Source organism: Acidisoma sp. L85 (assembly GCF_009765865.1).
GTDB lineage: Bacteria > Pseudomonadota > Alphaproteobacteria > Acetobacterales > Acetobacteraceae > Acidisoma.
In genome coordinates, this window is the sequence record NZ_LMUQ01000063.1 from 42,146 (window position 1) to 66,779 (window position 24,634).

Here is a 24,634-nt window from a genome sequence, read left to right on the forward strand (position 1 = left end):
AGGCACCGGGCGAGGGGGCTAAGCCTCCGCTCGCTCCACCATCACCCTGGGTGCGCGCAGGACAATCCGACCATCGAAGTTGAGGGGAGGGCTGTCGAGCATGAGCGTTTCGACAAGGTCGTCGTCGTGGGGGAATACGGCGCCGATGCGGTGCCAGCGAGCCTTCTGGCCGCGCTCGCCTTCGATCACTGGTAAGCGTGGACCTTGGGCTGAAGATACGAAAAGCCGATGGGGCATTGAGCAAACGGAAACCTATATCCGCCAGCTTTCACAGCACATCGAGCTGATAGCGGCACGCCCGGCAATCGGTCGCGCTTGCCCTGAGGTGCGGCCAGGCTATCACCGCTTCCCTTCAGGCACTCATCTACTGTTCTACCGCGTCATTGATGATGTTGTTGATATCGTCCGTATCCTCCATGAGCGTATGGATTTTCAACGGCACCTATAAAGGTGGTGAACTGGTAGCAAACGCACAAAGAAGCGTGTCGGAAGGTCGGCTACCTGTAGCGAGCAACGCTTGCCTTTCGCTCAGCTCGCCACAAACATGGGGTTCCCGCTCACCGTCTCTGATGTGGGAACTTCCTCTTGCATGACGTCCCAATGCTCGACGACCTTCCCGCCCGTCACGCGGAAAATGTCTACGGCGATAAGTGGTTTTGGACCCCAGCCCGTATAGCGCCCATGGACCATAACAAGGTCACCGTCGGCGACGGTCATACCTGGTTCATATTTAAAATCGACGGGGAAGCTCGCGAACATCGCCGCAAGCGGCGGGGGACCATTTGGCAGGGTTGGATTGTGCTGAACATAGTCCGGCGCGAACAAGCGCCCCACTACCGATAGGTCACGATCGATAAAGGCGCCCTTAAGAACAGCCAGCGCGACCTTTTTGTTTTCTTCCATAATGCCCCTCATGGTTCCTGGTAGCTGACCGTGCTGGCGAGCGGTGTCGGCTGTGGAAGCCGCATCCTGCGATCCGCACGCGCCTTATTTAAAAAGCCGCCGGTATTGATAAGGAGTAAGCCCCGTTGCCTCTCCGAACGCCGTGATGAAATGTTGAACGTACCGAAAGCCGCAGGCATGGCCGATTTCCTCTAAGGAAGAGGCCTCCTGCGACAGAAGCCGCTTGGCACGTTCTATGCGTCGGCTTTTGATATATTTCATAGGTGAGACTCCCACACTTCTTTGGAATTCGCGAAGCAGGTGACGCTCGCTGCACCCCGCGACCTCCGCAACTTTGGCGAGAGATACTTGCTCGGCCAGATTCTCTTCTACGTACCCTTTTACCATTTTCAACTGATTTGCCGTCAGGCCCCCAAAGAAAGGTGCCCGGTTCGGATTCTCCTCAGTCGAAATGCGGCGGCTAACGGCCAGAGCCTGCTTGGCCCATCCTTCGAGAAACACTGGAACAGAGCCGTCAACGGTCTCGATTTCCCGAGATAGCCAATCGACGCCGTGACGCAGTGCCGGCTGCTTCGACCCGGAGAGTACCTGATTCAAGCGTGCGCCAAGGCTATCGATAACGAAGTTCGGGTCGAACGATATGACCGCATACTCACAATCGTCGTCGACCTTATAATGGCCCTCGACGAGCGCGCCCGCCGGAATAAACGTGAAGTCTCCGGTGGCGGAGAGCGACTTGCGGAACTGCTGTCCGTCGACCCTCAGATCTGCGACTTTGAGTCCTTTGCGATACCAGAAGAGTAGGTCATGGCTCATTCGATAGCGGATCGATATTTCACCTCCTGACCTTCGGCGCAGCAGCTCGAAGCGAGTGCCCCTGCCTTGAGCGGCCAGGCTGGTAACTAAGGTCCCGCCGACTTCGCGGATGTCGACCTCTGAAGGGGCAGCAAGGTCCTCAGGCGCCGCGCTCATAGACCAGGCTCCCATTCCCAGCTTCCTCGTATAGCAGGTCAAGCGTGAAGTCTCGCGCCCCTATCGAGATGACACTACGCTCAGGCAGACAGAGCCCCTTGTCCAGTCCTTCGATCAGTATCCTGGCCCGCACACTGTTGCGTTCCTCGGCCGCGCGGCTCGGCGGCCTGCTGTCCACCAACGACAGACCTCAGGCTAGGCGGTCATGTAAGCCTGTTCGCGAGACGCAACCGGTGCCGCGCTGACGGCCGGCCGAGCCGTGCCATTTGGCAAGAGATCCGTAGCTTCGGCGTCCCTGCAACAGCCAGGCTGGACGTTGTTTTGACTGATTACGCAATACCGCCATGACTTACGGCTTACCGCCAAAAAGCATGCAGGCGGGATGGTGTCGACTAGAAAGGCGCGCCAGATTGGGCCGCCGATCGACAACAAGCCTGGACGAATAGAATGTAGGAAGGGAGTGAACCTAATCGCCGCATCCATAGGGACACCTCCACCACCTTCTTTTCGTCCCTGAGCGACAGATTCCTGGGTCTAATCACGACAAGCGTCTGAATCCAGCACTGACTCGGCCGAGCGTGTGGTGTCCCGCTCGGCTCACGTCACGACGACCTCTCATCAATGCTGCCGACTCCATCTACAAGGGAACGATACGATGCGCAGATCACTAGCTGGATTGGCGGGCGTTGCGGCTCTCGCACTTACAGCTTCAGCGACTTTGAACAAGGCGAGTGCCCGTCCACTGCCAACGATATGGAATATCGTATTGGTCCACGGCGCTTGGGCCGATGGCTCCGGCTGGAAGGGCGTCTACGATATCCTAAAGCGCGACCACTACCATGTCACCGTCGTCGCAAATCCCAACACTGGGCTCGCGGACGATGTGGCGGCGACCGAGCGAGTCCTCGCGTTACAGGATGGGCCGACAATTCTCGTCGGTCACTCGTACGGTGGTGCCGTTATCACTGAGGCGGGCAACGACGCTAAGGTTGTCGGACTCGTCTATATCGCCGCCTTTGCTCCCGACCAAGGCAAGAGTTGCGCCGACTACCTGCCAAAAGGGCCTCTGCCGGTAGTCATTGCCCCTGGCGGATTCGCGTTCCTTACTCATGCCGCATTCGTGGGTGCCTTTGCACCGGACGTGCGATCAGACGTCCGCGAATTTATGGCTGACGCGCAGGCGCCAATCGCTGGATCCGCCATCGGTGCTCCGATTACGGATCCGGCCTGGCGAACGAAGCCGAGCTGGTACCTCGTGTCGAAGAATGACAAGATTATCCCGCCAGACAGTGAGCGCAAGATGGCCCTGCAGGCAAAAGCAGTGACTGAGGAGGTCTCGGGTAGCCACGTTGCGTTCATTGCTCATCCTGAGGTCGCGGCGCATCTTATCGAACGTGCCGCCGAGACCATGGCAGATCGACTGAAGAAATAACCCCGCGCCCTACGCTGGAGATAGGGGCCGCCGCGAACGGATCGGGCTTCGATGGGCAGGACGACAGAGGACCGGGCTTACAGTCTCGGCAGAAGGTTTCGATGGACTCTGAGACTGCTGAAATCGGCTGGGTTACCTCACCGGGCGCCATCGTGCAGCCGGAAGATGGCGTTGCTCCGGTGGTCGCCCTCATCGCTTCGGCCAGAACGCTCGTTCTGGTTAAAATGTTCACCTTCACATCTGCCCCGATCGCGGAGGCCCTAATCCTAGCCAAGACCCGGGGCGCCAAGGTTCGCGTCATGCTTAATCCGGCGCGCTCCTCGGGTAGTCGGGCCAACGACGACATGAAGGCCCTTCTCGAGGCGGGTGGGGCGGAAGTGGCTTGGAGCAATGAAGCCTTTGCGGTCACTCACGAGAAATCGATGGTGATCGACGGCCGTCAAGCGATGATCGCGACGTTTAACTTCTGCGAGAAATATTTCACGCTCACACGTGACTACGGCGCCGTTACGAGCGATCCGCACGTGGTCGAACAAGTAGCGAATTGCTTTGAGGCGGATTGGGCGCGGCAAGCCTACACCAGGCCGGAAGGGAGCGCTTTGCTCTGGAGCAACCGCGGCTCGCGTGCCCTGATGTGTGCCTTTGTGGATGGGGCTCGAAACACTCTCGATGTACAACATCCAAAGTTTGTCGACGCGGTCACTCTCGATCGATTGATCGAGGCCCACAGCCGAGGCGTTCGGGTGCGTGTACTTTGCGGTGGCAAGCACGGAATCAGCACCTGGGATATTCTTGACACCTTTGCGTCGCTGAAACTCCTGTCACGCAACGGTGCCAAAATCCGCAAACAGAAGCATTTGCGTCTTCATGCCAAGCTTCTTCTGGCAGATGGCAAAAGGGCGCTGGTCGGTTCAATGAACATCGACCGGCGCCTTCGATCTCAGACGCGAACTCGGCTGTTTTGTCGAGGATCCAAAGGCTATGGATCGATTCAATAAATACTTCTCAGCGGACTGGCATGAGGCGAGCGAGTATGATCCGCCTGACCCGTTGACCGTACATTTGATAGAGGAAAGTGACCATCCGCACGATCCCGAACTCATCCACGACTAGCCAAGAAGGACGTGTCTGGTGCGCCGGCAGAGTTTGAGTTTGATTTTCTTTGCTGCCGTCTGTGTCCAAGGCCTTGCTCAGCAAGCTTCGGCCGGAGCCGCCGACCTTGCTTCAAAGCAGGCTACCTCTTCTGTCAAGGTCGGCCTCTTTCTCGTCCCACCCTTCGTTATGCAAGAGGGAAATAGTTACAGCGGAATGGCCGTGGATCTATGGCAGAATGCAGCCGCAAAGATGGGAGTCACGTACCAATACCAACTCATGCCCACATTACCCGACCTGCTTTCTGCCGTCTCTTCCGGCAAAATCGACATAGCCGTCGGAGACATCCCGATCACAGAAGAGACACTGGCCCGAATGGACTTTACGCAACCTTGGTTCGACTCAGGCTTGCGCGTTACCATCGACCGCAACCGCCACCCGGGCTTTGTTTCCCTTCTTCGCAGCCTTTGGGCCAGCGGGCATCTTGAAGTCCTTCTATGGATTGGGATTTGCGTAGCGGTCGCAACTCTGATGCTTACTGCCATCGATCGCAAGTTCGATGATGATTTCCCTGACCAATTCCACAAAGGCGTGGTCGAGAGTTTCTACCATGTCATGTCAATCGTCACCTCAGGAAAAACAACGCACAAGTCATTATTTGGCGTCTACGGGCGCTTGTTGGCGGCTCTATGGATGATTTGCGGCGTCACCATTGTCGCCTATCTGACTTCGTCCATCACCAGCGTCATGACCACGTCGAGCCTCGCCAATCAGATCAACGGCCGAGCGGATCTCGTCGGGAAAAAGATAGGCGTTCTACGAGGCGCCGTAGCTCAAACATACTGCTTTGATGAAGCTCTTCAGTGTCAAGCGTTTGATCGATCTAATGACGTTGCGCAGGCATTGCTAGACGGAAAGATTGCCGCAATCGTCGCGGACGCCTCCGTTCTTCAGTACTACGGCTACACCCATCCTAAATGGCCGATAATCGAGGTTGGCACGATTTTCCGCCCTTTGAAATACGGCTTTGCGGCACCGCGCGGTAGCGCCCTTGTACGACCCATGAGTCTTGCGATCGTAGCCGACATTCAGGAGGGATTCGTTGACCGACTGCACGCGAAGTACTTTGGTCCTGATCCATAGCCGGCACGCCTAAGCCCCTGTTGCATTAATTCAGTTTTTCAAATGTCTGGAGCATGCAATCCCATCGCTATAGCCCGGCCGACTCTAGATTGTCGTTGGCCGCCGATAGCGCTTTCTCAACAAGAACCCGGAGTGTTTGAATGCCGTTTTACGTCTCGACCACTCAAGAAGGCATGCTGTCTGCCGAGCAGAAACAGACCATTTCAGAAGAGATTACTCGCATCCACTGTGCCGCAACGGGAGCGCCTCGCAGTGTTGTACGAGTGTTGTTCATGACCTATCCATCGGGCTGCGCTTTCAGTGGGGGGAGAAGCGGTGCCCTGGCGGTACTCAGTTGCGAGATCCGGGCTGGACGTGGCATTGCGGTCAAGCAGACGATGCTCAAGGAGTTCTGGGAAATGTATGCGAGGGTCACCGGTGCCGCTAAGGATCAGATGCTAGTCATATTAACCGACGTACCTGCCGGGCAGGTCATGGAGTTTGGCGCGATTCTCCCAGAACCGAGGGAAGAGGCGGCTTGGCTTGCCGTGCACGCCGCTTGATCAAACTTTCTGTGGTCAAAGACAATGCGTGTCGTGTGCCTGGCGTGCACGACAAGGCGCATGAAGTCTTCAAACAGCGAGAAGTTCTTCCCAGCTCGTCGTGTAGCGCCGCGATAGCTGATCGTTGCGGAGCTTCCAGGCGCGCCTCCGGCCGGAGGCGGCATAGGTGATGGTGTCCCGGCCGTAGCGGACGTTCAGCTCGTCGATGACCCGCAAAGCCGCTGGCGGGCAGGGCTGTCGGGCGTGTCGAACAATCCTCCCTGCACAACGGCTGCCGGGCATAGGTTCAGGAAGACCACCCCGGCCTTCTTATACCGGAAGCCCGGTCGATCGCCACCCCTGCGGGGCGTCGAACAAAGGGCTAGCGGCTAGGCATCCTGCATGGCTGCTTCGAGGCGCTCTACAGCCACTTCAGCATCAAGTGTTGCGTGATTGCCGAGGGCGATAGCCTCACCAAAAGTCTGGCAGGCAATTGCGAAGATCACCTTATCCCATTGCGTGTACCAACCTGTTGTGTTGATGGCCATGCCAACGCCCATAGCCGAAAATTCAGTCGTAGACGTGTCGGCAAATAACGTTGGAAAGTCGTCGTACAGCTTACAGATGACAGCCGTCATCTCTGATTCCGATTTCAGGCTGTTCAAAAGGTCGAAGCAATCGGAAGTTCCCGCCACGGCCTGACATTGCACGGCAATGTCGTAGTAGCCATCGGCTGCGTGAACAAAGGACAAGATGCGGCGAACGTATTCGACCATCATGTGATCGGCCCGCCGCCGTTCGACCGCTTCCACGGCGGCGGTGCCAGCCATCCTCACGACGAACGGCATCAGCATTTTCTGCCGCATGTCGTCATCCGTTATGCCGTCATTCAATTCGATCTCGTAGCCCGCCAGAATGCGTGAAAAGCAAGGCGGGCAATCGTCCGGCTGGTCTATTTTCCGATACGAAAAACCTGCTGCGACAGCGGCAGCTTCATTGATGCACGTCCCCCCGTCAGGCCCCGGGAATTCATGGGAGCCGGGGAGGAGTTTCCAGTTCACAAGGTCATCGAAGGATCGAAGCATGCCAATGCTCCTTGGCGCGGATTAAGCCGCTTTTTCGGTCACACCAACCCCAACCAAGTCGGAGGCGTCCAGCATGGCTGCTTTGAGGCGTTCGACAGCCACTTCCGCATCAAGCGGTCCGTGATTCCCAAGCCTGATCGCCTCGTCGAGAATCCGACAGGCAATGCTGAAGAACTCTTTTTTCCACTGCTTGCACTGAAGGGTCGCACTGGTGACGGCCTTGCCGGCGGCCATGGCCATAAACTCCGGTCGTCTAGCCATTTTGGGGATGTTAACGTCCACGTACACGCTACAGATATCTGCCGCGCTCGGTGAGACCGCCTTCATGCTCTCCAAGAGGTCGAAACAATCGGCAACTTCCACTACGGCGCGACATTGCTTGGCAATGTCGAAATAGCCGTCGGCTTCCTGAAGGATGGACAGGATGCGGCGAACATATTCGACCAGCATATAAGCGGCCCGCCGCCGTTCGACCGCTTCCACGTCGGCCGTGTTAGCCATCCTAACGACGAACGGTATCAGTAGCTCCTGCCGGATATCGTTATCCATGCCGTCGTTCAACTGGATCGCGTAGCTCGCCAGAACACGAGAGAAGCAGGGCGGGCAATCGTCTGGCCGCTCTATCAGCCGATACGGCAGGCCTGCGGCGACAACTGCAGCCTCATTGATGCATGTCCCGCCGTCAGGCCCCGGAAATTCGTGGGAGCCTTTGAGGAGCTTCCAGTTCACGAGGTGAGTCGAACTGACGAAGCATGCCAACACTCCCTTGGGATCGGACTAGATGGCTTTTTCGTTAGCACCCACTCCTGCCGAGTCGAAGAACGCTCTCAGCTCAGTTGGCATGTTCAAATGCGTCACCGCGATTTTCTCAATGGTGGGATAGTCGTCGCCCTCGGGTAGAGGGCGGCCGTCCTGCTCCCAAATCTCCTGCAAGGTATGGCTCATGATCGCCCGCAGGACCTTGCGCAGGCTCTGCCCCCGGATGGTCACGGCAGTACCACAATGGGTGAGGCCGCTACGATGAACTTTGTCAAATCTCTAGCCAAGCAGCTTGGCCCGAAGGGTATCCGTGTAAACGGCGTGGCGCCTGGGCCGATTTGGACGGCGCTTCAGGTAACAGGCGGGGCGTCACAGGAGAAGCTCGAGAAATTCGGCAGGATGACGCCGCTTGGTCGTCCCGGTCAGCCAGCGGAGCTTGGCTCGATCTATGTCCAGTTGGCGGCCGCGGATGCTAGTTTTGCGACCGGACAAGTCTATGGCGCGGCGGGAGGCGGCGGTCAGCCGTAGGACGTCACTGTCTTGCGCTTTGCAAATCAATTGAAACGCGCGATCACTCCAGACGGCCGCGAGAGAAGGCCAGCAGCCTTCGGCGTCGGACAAGAAGCCCAGAACGCGCCACGGCGTAGGGGAGCGGCTCACTGTTGCGGCACCTGGCCGCAGCGTGTTGAGTAGGGAATTCTGTTGGACGCAATAGGCGCCGCGGTCGCTGTCGATACGGGGACCGTTCTTGTACTTCCTTTGACCGATCGACGGGACGATATTCGCCGGCGGGATGTTCAGCGGAAATCCATAACGCCACTGTAAACCATGAGCGCGCACTCGTCAGCCTCGACCTGTCAGCATATTTGCGCTGCCCATCTCGACGTCAACAGCATAGGCCGCGTGAGTTTGCGGCCGGCTGGCCTCACCTTTAGTCCGGCGCCGAAGGGATAATTCGGCTTGACACGGGATTTTTGCCTCGTTAGTCATGCCGGTACGCCTTGTCCGTACAAGAGGTAAAGACCAATCAATGTTTCCTGCTGGCGACATCGACCGGAGTTCTCCCGAACCCTTTTACCTGCAGCTCGGCCGCTGGCTGGAAGGGCAGATCGCTTCTGGGCGTTATGCATCGGGGGACCAGCTCCCCACTGAAAGTGAGATGTGCCGGCAGTTCTCGCTATCCCGCTCTACGGTGCGGGAGTCGCTGCGCAGCCTTCAGGAACGCGGCAAGATCAAGATTGTTCAGCGTCGTGGGGCTTTTGTATGCGGTCCTCAGCAGCCCAGCTGGATGCTGCAGTTTGCCGAAGGCTTTTCAGAGACTGAAGCTGATTTCCACCGGCGTGCCGTCGATACACAAGTGCTCCGGGTAGAACATGCGACGCTCCCAGACACAGCTTCTGACGCGCTGCGCCTGCCCGAGGGAAGCGCCGGCGTGATGGTCGAGCGGCTGCGCAGTCTCGATGGCGCGCTGGCCCTCTATGGCATCAATTACCTCATTCCCAGCCTCGCGCCCGTCATCGGTGATGGCAGCATGTTGGCTGGAAAGGCGTCGCTCAACCGAGTGCTGCGCATGGCCGGGTGGCACGTCCATGGCGCGCGCCGATCGCTCTCGGCTGTCGCCGCGTCGATGAAGATTGCGGCGCACCTGGGCATCCGCCCGGGGGAGCCGTTGTTGCTGATCCGCTCGGTGTCCTGGGACGCCAACGAGCGGGTGTTCGATTATTACTCATCCTGGGTCCGCAGCGACGAAGTCCAGGTCGAGATCGAGGTTCAAGCCGAGCGCTCTCCCGCGGAGAGCCGCTCTTAACCACCTGCCGACTACGCCTCCGATGGGCAGGTTAATGCCCGCGTAAACAAAAACTGAGGATGTCCATGACAAAAAAATTAGCTTCACGCCGCCTTTTTCGCGCGGCTCTGTCGGGCGGCGTCGCCCTTTCAGCGCTGTGGGCGCTTGGCCACGGCGCTTCGGCCCGCGCGCAAACTACCCTCACTGTTGCGATGGCCGCGAATCCACAGATGGAAACTGCGGAGAAGCTGATCGACGCGTTCAACGCTAAGTATCCCGACATCAAGGTCAAGTTCCAGACCCTTCCAGAGAACGAGCTGCGGCCTACGGTTCTCAAGGATGTGGCAACTAATGCCGGGCAGTTCGACGTAGTTATGATTGGGAGCTACGAAGTGCCGCTTTGGGCACAAAAGGGCTGGGTGCATGACCTATCGAAAGATTACATTCCTGCCGATCCCGGCTACGATGTCGCCGACTTGACGAAGCCAATCGCCGACATCGTCTCGTACAAGGGAGATCTCTACGGGCTGCCGTTCTATGGTTCGTCATCCTTCACTTTCTACCGGAAGGATCTCTTCGCAAAAGCTGGTCTCACGATGCCCGAGCATCCGACCTGGGATCAGATTGCGAGTTTTGCGGATAAGCTGAATGACCCTCAGCATGGCATGTCGGGCATCTGCCTTCGCGGCGTCCCGGGCTGGGGTCAGAACCTCGCCGCACTGACGACCGTTATCAACACGTTTGGCGGCAGCTGGTTCGATATGAGCTGGACGCCGCAGCTCACCTCACCCAAGACCAAGGCCGCGGTTCAGTTTTACGTGGACCTTCTGCGCAAATCGGGCGAGCCCGATGCCGCGAGCGATGGGTGGCAAGAGTGCCTGCAGCTGTTTTCTCAAGGCAAGGCAGCAATGTGGTATGACGACACTGTCTTCGCAGGACCTTTGATTGACCAGGCCGCGCCGGACGTGAAGAACAACATTGGCTTTGCCTTCGCGCCAGTTAAAGAAACTAAGTATTCGGGCTGGCTCTGGGCCTGGGGACTGTCTATCCCAAAGACAAGCCGCCACGCGGATGCCGCCTGGAAGTTCATCTCCTGGGTGACAAGCAAGGACTACATCCAGCTCGCCGGAGCGAAGGCCGGATGGGGACAGGTGCCACCGGGCTCGCGGAACTCCACCTACCAGATCCCCGAATATCAAAAGGCGACCGCTGCCTACTCCGGCATCACGCAGGAGTCCGTCAACCACGCCGATCCGCTGCATCCGACCGTCGGCAAGGTGCCTTACACCGGCGTCCAGTACGTCTCGATTCCGGAGTTTGTGCAGATCGGCGATTTCGTATCCCAGCAGGTGGCAGGCGCTATCAGTGGCTCGCTGACCGTGGACCAGGCTTTGGATACCAGCCAGAAGCGCGTCAAGGAGATCATGGACGACGCGGGCTACGGCCAGTGATGTCCATAGCCGGTTCCGTGGCCGCGCGATGAGCGGGGCGGCCACTGACAGGGTAGTTGTGGCCGCGCTCCGGCCACAACGGTCTCGTGCCTCCGTCAGGCGGGAGGGGTGGGCACGGCGCCTGCCCCTGCTTCCAGCTCTGGTGCCTGTTCTCTTGCTGACCCAGATTCCGTTTGTCATGACCATCTGGTTCAGCCTGCAGCGCTGGAACTTGCTGAGCATGGCACCGCGGCGTTTCATCGGGTTGCGAAACTTCGTCTTCGCTTTTGGCGACAGCACATTCCTGCGCACGATCCTCCATACAGTTCTCATGACAGGAGAGATCGTAATTCTCTCAATCGCTATCGGCATGGCCCTGGCGGTCGGCCTTAACCGGAGCTTTCCGGGCCGGAACCTAATCCGCACCCTGGCGGTCACGCCCTTCTTCCTGATGCCGGTCGCGGCCTCCCTGTTCTGGAAGACCTCTCTCTTCGACCCGACCTTCGGGCTCTTCGGTGCAGTTACCGCCGCGCTTGGTCTCGGACGCGTCGACTGGCTGAGCGAGCATCCGGTATTTTCAGTAGTGCTCGTCTCGTCTTGGCAGTGGTCGTCCTTCGTCCTGATGATTGTGCTGGCGGGACTGCAATCCTTCCCCGAAGAGGTGGATGAGGCTGCATCCGTCGATGGCGCATCTCGTTTCTATGTCTTCCGCCGACTGGTGCTTCCGCATTTGCGCCCCTTCCTGGAACTGTCGGCACTGCTGGTAGCGATGTACGTTCTGGAGAATATCGCCACCATTTCTCTGCTCACCGGCGGCGGTCCGGCCTACGCCACCACAAACCTCTCCTATTACGTCTACCTGCAGGCTTTCAGTGCCTTCAGCATGGGTCGCGCCTCCGCCTACGGTACTATTGCGCTCATCGTGGCCATCGCGCTCGTCACGCCTCTGCTGCGCCTGGTCGCCGGGATTCTTCGTGAAGGAGGCCGCGCATGAGCAGCTTTCGCAGTTCTCGGTCGTTCGGTGGCGGAGTTGCCACTGTCGCGACGTGGATAGGCGGCTTGCTGATGTTCGCGCCGGTCGCCTGGATGGTCCTGACCAGCCTGAAAACGGAGCAGCAGGCGGTCTCCGATCCGCCGACATTGTTCTTCATTCCAACCTTCGCACATTACGTGGACGCATTCGCGAACGGCTTCCTGGCTTCGGCTTGGAATTCCGTTGTCGCCGCCGGTGTTTCGACCATCATTGTCATACTGCTCGCGGTTCCCGCAGCCTATGCCCTGGCAATCCGGCCGGTGCAGAAATGGCGAGACGTCCTGTTCTTCTTTATCTCGACAAAAATGATGCCTGTCGCGGCTGGTATCGTGCCGTTGTATCTCATCGCGAAGGACCTCGACCTCCTAAATACCCGGTTGGTGCTCGTCATCCTCTACGTCAGCATGAACCTGCCGCTCGCTATCTGGATGACCCGTTCCTTCATGACGGAAGTGCCGCCTGAGTTGCTGGAAGCAGCGCGGCTGGACGGCGCCAGCCGCAGCCGCGAGATGGTGACGATAATCCTGCCCCTTATCCGGCCGGGGCTCGCCTCAACCGCTCTGCTTTGCTTCATCTTCGCCTGGAACGAGTATTTCCTTGCGGTCAACTTCACGACGACGGTCGCGACCCTGCCCATCTTTCTGCAGAAGTTCCTGAGTTTCGGGAAGCTCTACACGGCCCAGGTTGCAGCGGTCGCAACTCTCGTCAATATCCCCGTCGTCGCCGCAGGTTGGCTTGTGCAGAAAAGCCTCGTTCGCGGACTGACCTTTGGCGCGGTCAAGTAGAAGGACATCTGGAATGGCAAATTCCACGATTCGTGCCGTCGAGATCGACGCACATGGCACCGTTTCGGTCGTTGAGCGGGCGCGGCCGGCGCCGGCAGCCGATGAGATTCTCATCGCACCGGCTGCTTGCGGAGTTTGCGGCACCGACCTGCACATCATGAAGGCCGAGTTTCCCCAAGCAGTTTACCCCGTCGTGCCGGGTCATGAATTGTCAGGCATTGTCGTCTCGCCTGGCCGTTTCGCTGCGGAGTTTCCTATCGGTAGCCTTGTTGCCGTTGACCCGAATGTGGTCTGCGGCGAATGCCGTTTCTGCCTCGCCGGCCGCCCCAACCTTTGCGTCAAGCTGCAGGTTATTGGTGTCACGCGGCAGGGCGCGGCATCGGAGCTTCTTGCCGTGCCGGCACGCAACGCCTTCGTGGTGCCTGATGAGGCCGGACCGGAAGTTGCGGCCATGATAGAGCCACTGGCTTGCGCTGTGAATGCCACCGAACGCGCGGGCGACCTCCGCGGCCGGAGGATCCTGGTGATGGGCGCCGGCACGATGGGATTGCTCATAGCTGTTCTGGCGCGACATCTCGGGGCGGGTGAGGTCTGGGTTTCCGATCCGGCCGAAGCAAAACATGCCATTGCCTATGCCGTTGGCATCGGGACAGTAGTGTTGCCATCAGCCCTCGCGGGCGAGCACTTCGACATTGTTTTCGAGGCGGCTGGTGCGCTGCCAGCGGCGCGCCAGGTGATGGATCTGCTGCATCCGATGGGAATTTGGATGCAGATCGGCGTCCACGCGCCGGAAACGATCGTCGGTGTGAAACCCTTCGATGTCTTCGAACGGGAACTCAGCATAATCGGGTCCAATTCCCTAGCAGATAAGTTCTCGGCGGCGGTCGCGCTGATGCCGCAGATGAGAGAAGCCGCGCAGGCGCTTGTGACAAGCCGGTTCAGCGTCTGGGATTTTGACGCAGCCGTTCAAAGCATGGGTGAGGCAGGTTCTGTCAAAACCCAGCTCACATTTTCCACAAATTCCTAAAGAGGACTTCAAAGTGACCACTGTGAAGAACGTGCCCAATTTGCTCAATTCATATCGTATGCAGCGCTTGTTTCCGCAGGGGCGCGCCGCGATCATCTGCCCCATTGATCATGGCATCATCTTCCCCCGCGAGCTGATGCGGGGCCTGGAAGATCCCGTCGCGGTGCTCAACCGCCTTTCTGATAAAGGCGCGACCGGCTTCATGATGAGCCCCGGCCTAGTCAAGCAGACTCAGGTCGAACTAGGTCAAGCTAGCCACCTGTCGCGCGTCATGGCCTTGGACGGTTTCTACAACCTCACCGATGCGGCCACTGGCATCGGCAACCTCATCGCCACGGTGGAAGACGCCGTGCGGCTGGGCGTCGATTGCGTGAAGCTGCTGATGCCGTGGAACGTCTCCACGCAGGAGAAGGTCAATCTGACCGAACGCCTGGGCAAGGTCGTTTCGGACGCCGGGAAGTGGGACATGCCCGTCATGATCGAACCCGTTCTCCTTGGCGAGCCGCGCAGCAAGGACGTGGTTGCGGCGGAGTTCGAAGTTGCTCGCATCGCCTATGACATTGGCGCGGATATCGTGAAGATTGCCTTTCCGGGAGCTGACTACACTGCCAAGCTGGTGCAGGAATTGAAGGTGCCGCTAGTGATCGCCGGCGGTCCGATGACGGGCAGTTTTGAGGATGCGGTACGCGAAATTCGCGACACCGTCGCAGCCGGCGCACAGGGCCTGATTGTCGGCCGCAACGTCTGGTCGCGCGAGCCGGCCGAGGCCGAGCGTATGATGGCTGAGCTCGTCCGCATCTCACGCGAGTCTTACGTCGCACTCTGAACGCTGGTGGGTCGATAGCTATGCCGGACGTCGTCTGGTGCGGGGTCGATCTTGGCAGCAGCAACGTCAAGATCCTCTTCCTTGCGGAGGATGGGCGGGTCGTCTGGCGTGACAGCCAGCCGACGCCGCGCGTCTCTGACGGAATCGGACCCTGCGCTGACGCGGAAGTCATCCTCGACCTGGTCGAGGCGATGATGGAGCAGGGGCACCGCGGCGCGGGCCTCAGGCGGCCGCTGGCGGCAATCGCCACCGGCGGAACGGGGGAGGACGGTGTTCCTGTCGATGCGCAAGGGCAGGCGCTCGACCTTGCGATTCCCTGGTTCGACCGTAGAGCCGAAACTCTGGCGCGAGACATGACGGCCGATCCGCTGTGGCAAGATCCGCGCGTGCCGGTCGCACTCGGTTACTCCCGAACAGCCGCGAAATGGGCTTGGAGCCGTGCTTACCGACCTGCATCTTTGGCGAAGGCTGCCGGTTGGGTCGCCCTGACGGATTATCCCGCGGCGCGCTGGTCAGGCCGCTCCTTCATGAGCGAAAGCCTCGCAGCCCGCACGGCCTGCTATGACATAGGCGCCCGCGCCTGGATCCCGTCGCTTCTTGAGGCAAGCAGCGCGCCGCCGCTTCCGCCCGTGCTGTCCGGCGGAGAGGTTGTCGGCACGATGCGATCCGCGCGATTATCGGCGGCAGGCGTGACAGATAGCCGCACGATCATTGCCTCTGGCGGCCATGATCACCCGATGGCCGCCTTCGCAATCCGCCGGCAGAGTCCAGATGCAATCATCGATTCTATGGGGACTGCCGAGCTGCTCTACGGCGAGGTGACTGGTGACGAGCCCCCATCAGCCCATCCGGATTTCGCATTCTCGCGACCGATTCGTGGCCCAGGTATTGCCTGTCTGGGTGTGATGGAGCTTTCCGCAGTGCTTCGGCCCTTGATGGAAGCTGAGGACGAGACAGGCGCGGGCTTTCGCAAGGTAATGGCCGGTGCGCCCGTACCGGGAAAGCCGGGCGAGGGGCCGCTGCTACGTGACCTGCTGGAGAACAGCGCCGCCATGACGCGAGACAGGCTGCGGACGCTGCATAAGATGGGCGTGCCCTCGGGCGCAATTTTCGCAGCCGGCGGCTGGGCGCAATCGCGCTCGCTGCTTGCTTTGCGTGCAAGTGTTCTCGGCTGCTCGATCCACACGGTGCAGGAGGCCGAGTTGAGCGCCTATGGCGCGGCAGTATTGGCCGGCATTGCCGGTGGCGGCACGCCGCCCTGTGACCTGATCATCGAGACCGTGGAGCCTTACCCATGAAGAAACTCATCAATAGTCCCGCCACCATCGTGCCTGAGATGCTGGAGGGTTTGGTGCGCCTCAACCCCGACCTCGCGCTCCTGGAGGGGCAGATGGTCGTGGTCCGTGCCGGCGGTCCTGCGGAAGGCGTGGCGCTTATCTCGGGCGGCGGCGCCGGGCATGAGCCCGCCCACGCAGGCTATGTTGGGCCCGGGCTGCTGCACGCGGCCGTGGCCGGGGATGTCTTCACCTCCCCGAGCACCGATGCCGTGCTCGCCGCCATCCGTGCAGTGGCTGGGCCAGCGGGCGTATTGCTCATCGTCAAGAACTATACGGGCGACCGGCTCAATTTCGGGCTCGCTGCCGAACTCGCGCGTATCGACGGCATCCCCGCTGAGGTCGTCATCGTCGATGACGATGTGGCGCTTGTGGGGGGCGCCGACACGGCCGGTCGGCGAGGCATCGCGGGCACCGTGTTCATCCATAAGGTGGCGGGTGCCTGCGCCGCCGCGGGCCTCGATCTCGCGGCCGTCAAACAGGCGGCACAGGCTGCGGTGACGGAACTCGGAAGCATGGGGGTGGCGCTGACCGCCTGCACCGTGCCGGCAGCCGGCAAGCCAGGCTTCACGCTCGGCGAAGAGGAAGTCGAACTCGGCCTCGGTATCCATGGCGAGGCCGGGGTGCGCCGCACGGCGATGGCGCCCGCCGATCAACTGGTTGAAACCTTGCTGCGCCAGATCATCTCCCAAAAGTCTCTCGTGCAGGGCAGTCGGGTCGCACTTCTAGTCAATAATCTCGGTGGCACACCGGCGATGGAACTCACGATCGTCGCGCGCCACGCTTTGGCGGTGCTGGAGGCGGAGGGGATCGTGGTGGAGCGGGCATGGGCCGGCACCTTCCTGACCGCTATCGAAATGGCAGGCTGTTCAATCTCGCTTCTGGCTCTCGATGATGAGCGGCTCAAATGGTTAGACGCCGCGGCGACCGCGCCGGCTTGGGTGGCGGGGCAGGCGCCGGGTCCCGTGCAGCGACAGGGCGTTCAAGTGCCCGTCGAGAAAACCGCCGGAACGGCCTCACCTATGTTCGAGGCAGTTCTGCGGGCTATCTGTGCGGCACTCACCGAGGCCGAGCCGAAACTCACTGCGATGGATCTGGCAGTGGGCGACGGTGATCTTGGTATCAGCCTGGCCCGCGGCGCAGCAGCCATCCTCGCGGAAGCGTCCGGATACGACTTGGCACGTCCCCCGGAGGCGCTAAAGGCGATGTCGGCGACGCTGCGACGTGCCCTTGGGGGCACCTCCGGACCGCTATATGCCGTGTTCCTTCTGCGCGCGGCGCGCACGCTGGAAGGTGCCGGCACTGCCGATGCTGCAGCTTGGGCCGAAGCTTTTGCCCAAGGCGCCGCGGCGATCGGTCAACTCGGTGATGCCCGGCCTGGGGACCGCACCATGCTGGACGCCATGGTGCCTGCCACCGAAGCTTTAAAGGCGGCGCTTCTCTCCGGTCTTGATCTCGATACGTCATTCACACGCAGTGTTGCCGCCGCTCAGGAGGGCACCGCCGCGACAGCCGACATGTCACCTCGGCGCGGTCGGTCGAGCTACCTCGGCGATCGTGTGGCGGGCAAACCTGACCCAGGCGCCGAAGCCGTGGCGATATGGCTTGCCGCGGTCGCAAACACTGTGGTTTCGACACCATGAATTTAGCCCAGCGTCTTGCAAAATGTTCGCGACGCCGATCGGAACGATCGCTGTTACCTTTGCCCTGTCATGGCGAACATTTAGACATGGAGAGGTTTTCAGAGCCGTAGCAGTAAAAGTGAACTAGGAGCTGCAGCCGACTTGCAGCAAGCGGCTTTGTCAACACGCGATAATTGTGCTTCCCGCGTGTTGACGTTAGCCCTCAAGTTGTAGACTCAGAGTGATCATAACGATCGTTGGCGAAACTGACCGCGTCCCCGGACTGCAGGGAGGCTCTCGATTGAACAGCAACCCACCCCTTGGGCTCGGCACCGACGCAAGTCGCCCAGGGTGAGCTTTCGCCTCACCGACGAATCGCCTAACTAGTAGGGCACTTGCATCTCGCTTCCTCCTGCCTCGTCGAATAAGGGCGAGATCAACTGCGAGGCAGCTGGCGAAGAACGCCCACTAACTCATGGCGATAGCGAGATGATAGGGGTCGCCGAAGTCGAAGCGCTTGGTGCCGCGTTTGGTCAGTTCGACCGCCCAACGCGGAACTTGAGCGGGCGAACCGATACCGGATAGCCTGCAACAACGTCGGTATCCCTGACGGCCAATGCGAGACGCAGCTGGCAGTTATCTCGGAGCATGCCCTCGATCAGGCGGGGCTCTAAACTCGATCCCGCTCTTGAACACGTCCCTTCCCCGCCCAAAGGTCATATCTACCGCTTGGGCAAAGGGAGAAAGCCATGTTCGCCTCGGTCCGGATATACGACGGCGTCACTGACATTGAGGCTGTGAGCAGCGCAGCAGAGACCAGGATAGCCCCGCTATTGCAGAAGCACGACGGCATGGTTTCCTACACCTTGGTCAACGTCGGCCACGGATCGGTCATTTCCATCGGCATCTTCGAGACCCGAGAACAGGCTGCGGAGGCCAACAGGATGGTCCGCGAGCTTGCCCAGACGGAGTTCAAGCACCTGATGCCTCGTCTCCCCATCGCCAGGGTCGGCGAGATCGTGGGCCATTTCGGTAAATAGTCACCGGTCAAACCGGTCCCGCGCGCGCCACGCGGCCAGCAGCAGCAGCACGATCGCGAGGGCCGGCACAATAACGTCGGTCCAGAACGGCACGCCCGCGTTCCCAGGCGCGAAATTGCCGGCCACGAGCATCTGCCGGATGTGGCCGACCGCGTCCCCCAGCAGGGCTATGGAGGAAACCAGCACTGCCGCTGCCTTAAACGGCAGAGACGCCCAGAAAGCGGCACAGGCGGTCACACCGAACGCCAAGTCCGCGACCCCGACTTCATATTGGAAGGGACTGACCTGCCAGCCGATATCGGCGGCAGCCACGTGCGGCAGGAAAATATGGAACACGGCCGCCCAGATACCGGTGATGCCGATAGGCAGCAGCAATATCCAGGCGAGGAACCGGTGGGCTGCGGAGCGCCGGTCCCGGCGGATCGCCGCTATGATCAGGGCAAGGGGAAGTAATATGGCCGGTAGGTTGGATAGGACGAATCGGATGGAGGTCGCGATCACGGGACGCCTCTCGTCGTTTCTTGGCTTTTGATTGGCCATTTGACACAAGGGGGCCGGCCATTGTCCAGCGTGTCCCGCCTGCGACGCTAACCCAGTTCTTCGCAGATGCGCAGCGCCTGCACCAGCGCGTAGGCTGGCGGGTCGAACACCACTGGCTCGCCTTCACTCAGTGACAATATGTAGGGGAATTCGCCTAACGCTTTGTAACGCTCAAAGAGCGCCTGGGTATTCATGCCCGTCCGCCAGCATTCCAGTAGACTTCGCTTTATAATCTTCTGGGCGGCAGCAAGAGCCTCATCCCGGGTCAGAAAGTCTCCCGCATCATAGCGTCGTTCGCTGGAAAGAGGGTCGTAGCGGCCGCCTACCACGAGGAGGTAGGGCATTGAATAATCCTGTCGCGATATCCCAAGCTAGGAACAGAATCCTTATCTAACAGCCGGCCTCCCGAGGAAATGACCGTTTGGTGAATGAAGAAAGCGGCATCGGCGGCAGTTACAATTCGGCCTGCTCTTTCAAAAAGCCCCGCAGTGCATCCAGGCCCGTATAGAGGTGGCCCGCCAATCCCGCCCTCTCCGCACCGTCAACGTTGACCTGCGCATCATCGATGAACAGCGTTTCCGCGGGCCGCGCATCCATCGCCGCCAGGCAGCCGAGGTAGCACGCCGGGTCCGGCTTGGCGGCTTTGAACTGGGCGGACGCGTAAACCGCCGAACCAAAGAGTTTGGGTATCTCGGGGAATATCCGACAATGTGCGTCGCGATCAGCGTTGTGTTGTTCGTCAACACGCCTAGCCGCACACGGCCCTTGAGCTCGCGCACGAAATCCATGACGTCGTGGTGCGGTTCAGTCGCGACGCGGCGAGCGTCAATCCATTCGTCCAGGGCCAGGGGATAGCTAAGGGCATCATGGTAGGCCTGTAGATAGGCTAATTCGTCGAGCGCTCCAGCGTCTCCCAGCGTCTCAATGCCGGACCCCCAGATAGCGGCCTCGACCTCCTCAGCCTTCAGGCCTGCACAAGCGCCGATATAGGCGCACCGCCGCCGCCTGTGGTTCGTGCAGAGAACGCCATCAAGATCGAAGAGCAGAAGCGAGTAGCGCGGCATCCCTTCCCCGTCGGTCGATTTGTCGAGGCGACGCAAGGATTGTGCCATTGAGCTGGCGCCGCAAGTAAAAATGCACAAAACTTCAGTTGCTTCTTTTGGTGCGGATACGCAATGGGACTAAACTCAAGGCGATCCGCATAAGGGCGGCTTTTAATAAGCCGAAAGCTCAATTAACGGACGCGTCGGCGCAAACTAGGTCCGCTGCCTTAACCCGGTCCAGGCACGCCTTGCGTCAACCGTCTTCCTGTCGAAGGCAGCGAGTTTCCCGTCAGACGTCGGGGTCATCCTGCGCTGCGAGCCCTATACCCGCTCAACGGAAGCCCGGCAGAAGGCTTGTCCGAAAGATTGGAAGTTCTGGAGCCATATCTACCATCCTGACTGTAGCAACAATGAAACGTTGGCGCGCTGAGTCGCGGAGGCGCCAAATGGAAACAGACACCTAAGCGGCGAAATCAGCAACAAGGCATTGGCTGAGCTCCACGCGATCATCGGTGCCCTACCTACTTCCCGAGATAGCTAATCACTTCCCCGACAATGGCCTTCGGAGGATTCGGCATAAGGCTTGACATCGTGTCTTTTACGACCTGACGGATCACGGTGTTGGCGTCCTCGGCCTGTTCAAAGGTTTCGAACGTGCTGATTGAGATAACCGAATCAATGCCGGCGGCGACGAGGTTGTAGGAGATGAACCCTTCCTGCTCTTTTAGGATCGGGATAACCAGCTTTTCCACGCCTTGGGCAACTTTAGAAACATCGCTGACGCTGTCGTAAATGCGGATCGATGCGAACATTGCGTTTGTCCCCGGGCTTTAACCGCTTCAATGGCGGTTTTCTGGCAGATCAATTTGCGCGGCGGGCCGGTATTTCGCAAGTTAATCCCGCTCAGGAGGGTGGCTTGAGGCCCTCAAGCTTCGTCCAGTCACGGCGGGCGCGATGATATGCCTCCCCGTCCACAACGACCACGTCCCCGATTGACGTGCTGGAGGGTGGCACCGGCTCCATCCGTCGGATCGATCCAATACCCAAGCGAAAGCCCGCCTCCGCAAGGAACGGCGAGCCCAGACACCAAAATGGATGCGACAAAAGCAACGTGGTAGTTCCGCAACATGCGCGTCGTTGACCGGCTGCCGGTGAATTTCTCGAAAGTTCCAGAAGAACCTCGTATCTATTTGCTGAGGCGACTTTATCACACTGCGAAACGGAATTATTGCCCTCTTCTGAACTAGAATCCCGTACGCTATCGCACATCAAGTGCCCGATGCTTTTGGAACAATCCGTAACGACGCTTGGGGCTTTGCAGTCTGCGCCGCCAGCATCGAGTCTATCATTTCCCCGACGGTCGACATGTTCTCGTCGGCTTCAACCTCAACGCCACACTCTTCCTCCAAAGCCATATGGAGGATAATCAACTTGAAGCTGTCGAGATTGAGATCGGAGGAAAGGCTGGCGTCATCGGGGAGTTTCTCTATCTGGAGAGCGAGATACTCGGAAATAAACAGGCGGATATGTTCCCGATCAACCATGTCCGCCCTCCGCGTGTCGGGCTTTACGGCCCAGACGTCGAGAGATTTGGCTAGGTCGGGATACCTTCAAGATATACCTTTAGGTATCCGAAGGGGGTGGTTTAGTACTACCTAATAGCCTTTTCTACTGGCCGAGTAACAACAGCATAATGACGGAGGACAATGATGCTGCGATGCCTCTTTGAATGGTCGTAACATTCGAAAGGGGAACCTGACGACCTCGACTGCGGCGTCTTTGGTTGGTCAAGCTGGCGGGAGGAGGTTCAAAAATGCTGAGCGGCTAAATTGGGTAAAGCAGGGCTCTTGGGCATCTGTACAGGGGTGGTCGTCCTTGGCGTGTCCGGCAGCAGAACAGCGCGCCGGTTGACCTGAACGAGGATTCAGTGGGCTATCTTCCTGCTGGAGAATGCATGTCTGCTGACAAGTTTAACGCAGCATCAGCATCTCGGGAAGTCGTAGAAAGCACCGACTGGAGCAATATGGCCGGCTCGGCGACTTGGAGCGCCGGCACGAAATCGCTCGCCGGCGGCGTAAGTCTTTAAGGAAATGTTTTGAAATGTTGTGGTCGCAGACAGGTCCAGCGATAGTCCTGCGTGAGCGACTAAGCGGTATTGCGGGAGGCGTAGATGCGAGTAGTCGTGTGCGCGATCATGGCAATCTTGGTATCGAGCGCGAACGCCGCCATGGCGAGCGGTTCGCCTGATCTTCCACCCAACTGGACCCGGCCATACGTCTGCACCAGTGTGGGGAACATGGGCGTCAACTTCGTTGACAAGGATGAACGCTGGGAGGGATTCTCCCTTTCCACTCCTCCGGTCTTCGCGTATGACCCTGTTGCTGATCAAAGCGCATGAGTTCTCGTTAATTCGGTCAAGTGGAAGCTTCGTCATTGTGGCAAAGAACGGTGGCAGTTCAACGGCGTGGCAGAAGCCTTAGTGCGAACGTTCGACCATGGGCGTTCAATCCAAAGCCCGACGCCGCGACAGTCATCCAAACGCTCCCCGCCTGGTTCGAGCAATAGAATGCGTTGCATCCGCACCGCTCGCTTGGCTATCGGTCCCCTCGGGAGTTCATCCATCTCAACGCAACTTCAACCGGTGAGGTCGCACTGTCCGGAAATTGAGGGGCAACAACACGGACGCAAATGGGACTTCTGTTGAACCAGCCTATTGGGCAGCCCAAACGCAGAAACTGCTGACTTGTCGTCCTGCGGGGGGCAAAAAGATGACGGTCGAGAAGGCCGGTGAATGCCTCGCAGTGCTTTGTACCGAGTTCTCTGAACTAGCGAGTGATTCGGAACTTCAAATGGACATCCTGATGGCATTTGCCGTGATGGGAAATGCCATTAACCATCCGCTTGTCGGGACTAGTGGATAGAACCTGACGGAAGATTCCCATTAGGGATTCCTTGATCGGACGGGACGTGCGAATCTAGCGCGATGCGCACAGGTATCGTCGTCGAGGTTAGCCCGGCTGATCAGGTCCGGCTGCAAGCAGTCGTGACCGTTCGGAATAGCCCGCAGAAACATGTTTGGCGGGCACAGATCGTCCTCTTGACGGCAAAGGGTCATGGTACCGCTGAGATCATGAGGCGGACAGGCAAGGCCAAGACGGCTGTTTGGCGTTGGCAGGAACGGTTTATGCAGGCGGGTATGGACGGGCTCCTGCGAGACAAGACGCGGCCGTCGCGTATCCCTTCTCTTGGATCGGATGTGGCCGATCGAGTTGTGGCCCTGACACTGTCGACGCCACCCGGCGAGGTCACGCATTGGACGGGGCGGGCGATGGCAAAGGCCGCCCAGATCAGTCTCAGCGCAACGCAGCGCATCTGGCGCACTCACGGCCTGCAGCCGCATCGGATCCGCCAATTCAAACTGTCCAATGATCCGCACTTCGCCGCCAAGCTGCGCGACGTTGTCGGGCTCTATGTCGATCCACCCGCTCACGCCGTCGTCCTCTCAGTTGACGAAAAGAGCCAAATCCAAGCGCTCGACCGCACTCAGCCCGGGTTGCCCCTGAAGAAGGGACGCTGCGGCACTATGAGCCATGACTACATCAGGAACGGCACCACCACGTTGTTCGCCGCGCTGAACGTGCTGGAAGGCCGCGTCATCGGCCGCTGCATGCAGCATCATCGGCACCAGGAGTTCATTCGCTTCCTTAACGCCGTTGAGGCTGAGATTCCCGCGGGCAAGCAGGTCCACGCCATCATGGATAACTACGGAACTCACAAGCACCCAAAGGTCATTGCGTGGCTGGAGCGGCATCCGCGTTGGATATTCCATTTCACTCCCACCTCGGCCTCGTGGCTCAATGCCGTCGAGGGGTTCTTCGCCAAGCTTGCCAAGCAGCGGCTCAAGCGCGGCGTGTTCCACTCCCTCGTCTCACTTCAAGCCGCCATCAACCGCTTCGTCGCCGATAACAATGCCGATCCACGGCCCTTCCACTGGACAAAAGAGCCGGAGAAAATCATTTCTGCCGTCAGGCGCGGGCATCAAGTGTTAGATTCAATCCACTAGGACGTTCCATTCTTTTATTCAAGTCTTCGAGCGCTACGAGCAGAGTTATCTCGAACAATCTGGAATCCATAAGGATTTCGCCCAAGAGATTGTCGACTCAATTTCGAGCGACTTACCCCGAATCCTACGATTTCGAGGACGGCGCTGATCGTATCGCTGGCCGCGTAGAATCGGCAGCACGTGTATGCTGTGACGAAG

General features: G+C 59.3%; 28 protein-coding genes and 1 pseudogene. 16 read left to right on the forward strand and 13 right to left on the reverse strand.

The features are described from left to right. Positions 1–18: 18 nt before the first annotated feature. Complete coding sequence (locus GSQ83_RS30695) at positions 19–189, reverse strand: hypothetical protein (protein ID WP_174246710.1); 171 nt, start codon at positions 187–189, stop codon at positions 19–21. On the opposite strand from GSQ83_RS30695, the gene GSQ83_RS31470 reads away from it, so the two are divergent. Then, on the forward strand, positions 146–448 hold the full coding sequence (locus GSQ83_RS31470) for a type II toxin-antitoxin system RelE/ParE family toxin (protein WP_158804935.1): 303 nt from the start codon (positions 146–148) through the stop codon (positions 446–448). The two genes, GSQ83_RS30695 and GSQ83_RS31470, sit on opposite strands and share 44 nt — an antisense overlap. An 80-nt stretch (positions 449–528) precedes the next feature. Here the strand turns inward: GSQ83_RS31470 and GSQ83_RS21485 are convergent, their stop codons facing one another. The 3 genes from GSQ83_RS21485 to GSQ83_RS21495 form a co-directional block, all read right to left on the reverse strand. Beyond that, entirely contained in the window at positions 529–903 is a 375-nt protein-coding gene (locus GSQ83_RS21485) for a nuclear transport factor 2 family protein (RefSeq protein WP_216850454.1), read from the reverse strand. A gap of 84 nt (positions 904–987) precedes the next feature. Next, the gene (locus GSQ83_RS21490; protein ID WP_158804937.1) at positions 988–1,875 is read right to left on the reverse strand and encodes a helix-turn-helix domain-containing protein; all 888 of its coding nucleotides are present in this window, start codon (positions 1,873–1,875) and stop codon (positions 988–990) included. Further along, positions 1,859–2,053 (reverse strand): hypothetical protein, encoded by a 195-nt coding sequence (locus tag GSQ83_RS21495; protein ID WP_158804938.1) that lies wholly within the window; start codon positions 2,051–2,053, stop codon positions 1,859–1,861. Before GSQ83_RS21495 ends, GSQ83_RS21490 begins: the two co-directional genes overlap by 17 nt. Positions 2,054–2,530: 477 nt before the next feature. Between GSQ83_RS21495 and GSQ83_RS21500 the strand changes: the two genes are divergently transcribed. The 4 genes from GSQ83_RS21500 (at position 2,531) to GSQ83_RS21515 (ending at position 6,084) form a co-directional block, all read left to right on the forward strand. Further along, positions 2,531–3,307, forward strand: coding sequence for an alpha/beta hydrolase (locus GSQ83_RS21500; RefSeq protein ID WP_158804939.1), 777 nt, complete (start codon positions 2,531–2,533; stop codon positions 3,305–3,307). Positions 3,308–3,408: 101 nt separating this feature from the next. Then, on the forward strand, positions 3,409–4,305 hold the full coding sequence (locus tag GSQ83_RS21505) for a phospholipase D-like domain-containing protein (protein WP_216850455.1): 897 nt from the start codon (positions 3,409–3,411) through the stop codon (positions 4,303–4,305). Between the two features lie 133 nt (positions 4,306–4,438). Then, positions 4,439–5,542 (forward strand): transporter substrate-binding domain-containing protein, encoded by a 1,104-nt coding sequence (locus tag GSQ83_RS21510; protein WP_158804940.1) that lies wholly within the window; start codon positions 4,439–4,441, stop codon positions 5,540–5,542. A gap of 140 nt (positions 5,543–5,682) precedes the next feature. After that, positions 5,683–6,084 carry a tautomerase family protein gene (locus tag GSQ83_RS21515; RefSeq protein ID WP_158804941.1) on the forward strand — a complete coding sequence of 134 codons (402 nt, stop codon included), beginning with the start codon at positions 5,683–5,685 and terminating at the stop codon, positions 6,082–6,084. A 69-nt stretch (positions 6,085–6,153) separates the two neighbouring features. Here the strand turns inward: GSQ83_RS21515 and GSQ83_RS21520 are convergent, their stop codons facing one another. The 4 genes from GSQ83_RS21520 to GSQ83_RS21535 all read right to left on the reverse strand — a co-directional run bounded on the left by GSQ83_RS21520 (position 6,154) and on the right by GSQ83_RS21535 (position 8,138). Continuing rightward, positions 6,154–6,300, reverse strand: coding sequence for a DUF4113 domain-containing protein (locus GSQ83_RS21520; protein WP_158804942.1), 147 nt, complete (start codon positions 6,298–6,300; stop codon positions 6,154–6,156). Positions 6,301–6,452: 152 nt separating this feature from the next. Beyond that, positions 6,453–7,148: a hypothetical protein gene (locus GSQ83_RS21525; RefSeq protein ID WP_158804943.1), complete on the reverse strand. Its 696-nt coding sequence runs from the start codon at positions 7,146–7,148 to the stop codon at positions 6,453–6,455. A 21-nt stretch (positions 7,149–7,169) separates the two neighbouring features. Further along, positions 7,170–7,877 (reverse strand): hypothetical protein, encoded by a 708-nt coding sequence (locus GSQ83_RS21530; protein ID WP_158804944.1) that lies wholly within the window; start codon positions 7,875–7,877, stop codon positions 7,170–7,172. Between the two features lie 48 nt (positions 7,878–7,925). Next, positions 7,926–8,138 carry a hypothetical protein gene (locus GSQ83_RS21535; RefSeq protein ID WP_158804945.1) on the reverse strand — a complete coding sequence of 71 codons (213 nt, stop codon included), beginning with the start codon at positions 8,136–8,138 and terminating at the stop codon, positions 7,926–7,928. 18 nt (positions 8,139–8,156) lie between these two features. On the opposite strand from GSQ83_RS21535, the pseudogene GSQ83_RS21540 reads away from it, so the two are divergent. The 10 genes and pseudogenes from GSQ83_RS21540 to GSQ83_RS21585 all read left to right on the forward strand — a co-directional run. Continuing rightward, positions 8,157–8,435 (forward strand): annotated as a pseudogene (locus GSQ83_RS21540) (SDR family oxidoreductase); the annotation flags it as partial. Between the two features lie 502 nt (positions 8,436–8,937). Continuing rightward, the gene (locus GSQ83_RS21545) at positions 8,938–9,714 is read left to right on the forward strand and encodes a GntR family transcriptional regulator (RefSeq protein ID WP_158804946.1); all 777 of its coding nucleotides are present in this window, start codon (positions 8,938–8,940) and stop codon (positions 9,712–9,714) included. 65 nt (positions 9,715–9,779) lie between these two features. After that, complete coding sequence (locus GSQ83_RS21550) at positions 9,780–11,144, forward strand: sugar ABC transporter substrate-binding protein (protein ID WP_158804947.1); 1,365 nt, start codon at positions 9,780–9,782, stop codon at positions 11,142–11,144. Positions 11,145–11,298: 154 nt separating this feature from the next. Next, a complete protein-coding gene (locus GSQ83_RS21555) occupies positions 11,299–12,117 on the forward strand; it encodes a carbohydrate ABC transporter permease (RefSeq protein ID WP_216850457.1) in 819 nt (272 codons plus the stop codon). Next, on the forward strand, positions 12,114–12,941 hold the full coding sequence (locus tag GSQ83_RS21560) for a carbohydrate ABC transporter permease (protein ID WP_216850459.1): 828 nt from the start codon (positions 12,114–12,116) through the stop codon (positions 12,939–12,941). The genes GSQ83_RS21555 and GSQ83_RS21560 overlap by 4 nt, the downstream gene beginning before the upstream one ends. A gap of 13 nt (positions 12,942–12,954) precedes the next feature. Then, positions 12,955–13,968: an alcohol dehydrogenase catalytic domain-containing protein gene (locus GSQ83_RS21565; RefSeq protein WP_216850461.1), complete on the forward strand. Its 1,014-nt coding sequence runs from the start codon at positions 12,955–12,957 to the stop codon at positions 13,966–13,968. Further along, positions 13,919–14,794 carry a class I fructose-bisphosphate aldolase gene (locus GSQ83_RS21570; protein WP_216850463.1) on the forward strand — a complete coding sequence of 292 codons (876 nt, stop codon included), beginning with the start codon at positions 13,919–13,921 and terminating at the stop codon, positions 14,792–14,794. The genes GSQ83_RS21565 and GSQ83_RS21570 overlap by 50 nt, the downstream gene beginning before the upstream one ends. Positions 14,795–14,814: 20 nt before the next feature. After that, positions 14,815–16,092 carry an L-fuculokinase gene (locus tag GSQ83_RS21575; RefSeq protein ID WP_158804949.1) on the forward strand — a complete coding sequence of 426 codons (1,278 nt, stop codon included), beginning with the start codon at positions 14,815–14,817 and terminating at the stop codon, positions 16,090–16,092. Continuing rightward, positions 16,089–17,771, forward strand: a complete 1,683-nt coding sequence (dhaL, locus tag GSQ83_RS21580) for a dihydroxyacetone kinase subunit DhaL (RefSeq protein WP_158804950.1) — start codon at positions 16,089–16,091, stop codon at positions 17,769–17,771. Before GSQ83_RS21575 ends, dhaL begins: the two co-directional genes overlap by 4 nt. A 728-nt stretch (positions 17,772–18,499) precedes the next feature. Then, positions 18,500–18,790 (forward strand): hypothetical protein, encoded by a 291-nt coding sequence (locus tag GSQ83_RS21585; RefSeq protein WP_158804951.1) that lies wholly within the window; start codon positions 18,500–18,502, stop codon positions 18,788–18,790. On the opposite strand, the gene GSQ83_RS21590 is transcribed toward GSQ83_RS21585, so the two are convergent. The 5 genes from GSQ83_RS21590 to GSQ83_RS21610 all read right to left on the reverse strand — a co-directional run bounded on the left by GSQ83_RS21590 (position 18,791) and on the right by GSQ83_RS21610 (position 21,917). Then, positions 18,791–19,291: a DUF6790 family protein gene (locus tag GSQ83_RS21590; protein WP_158804952.1), complete on the reverse strand. Its 501-nt coding sequence runs from the start codon at positions 19,289–19,291 to the stop codon at positions 18,791–18,793. 86 nt (positions 19,292–19,377) lie between these two features. After that, entirely contained in the window at positions 19,378–19,674 is a 297-nt protein-coding gene (locus tag GSQ83_RS21595; RefSeq protein WP_158804953.1) for a hypothetical protein, read from the reverse strand. A 109-nt stretch (positions 19,675–19,783) separates the two neighbouring features. Next, positions 19,784–20,032, reverse strand: coding sequence for an HAD-IA family hydrolase (locus GSQ83_RS21600; protein WP_158805005.1), 249 nt, complete (start codon positions 20,030–20,032; stop codon positions 19,784–19,786). Between the two features lie 862 nt (positions 20,033–20,894). After that, entirely contained in the window at positions 20,895–21,185 is a 291-nt protein-coding gene (locus tag GSQ83_RS21605) for a hypothetical protein (protein WP_158804954.1), read from the reverse strand. A gap of 456 nt (positions 21,186–21,641) precedes the next feature. Next, complete coding sequence (locus GSQ83_RS21610; RefSeq protein ID WP_158804955.1) at positions 21,642–21,917, reverse strand: acyl carrier protein; 276 nt, start codon at positions 21,915–21,917, stop codon at positions 21,642–21,644. A 1,439-nt stretch (positions 21,918–23,356) separates the two neighbouring features. On the opposite strand from GSQ83_RS21610, the gene GSQ83_RS21615 reads away from it, so the two are divergent. Next, positions 23,357–24,436: an IS630 family transposase gene (locus GSQ83_RS21615; protein WP_158804956.1), complete on the forward strand. Its 1,080-nt coding sequence runs from the start codon at positions 23,357–23,359 to the stop codon at positions 24,434–24,436. The last annotated feature ends 198 nt before the right edge of the window (positions 24,437–24,634 follow it).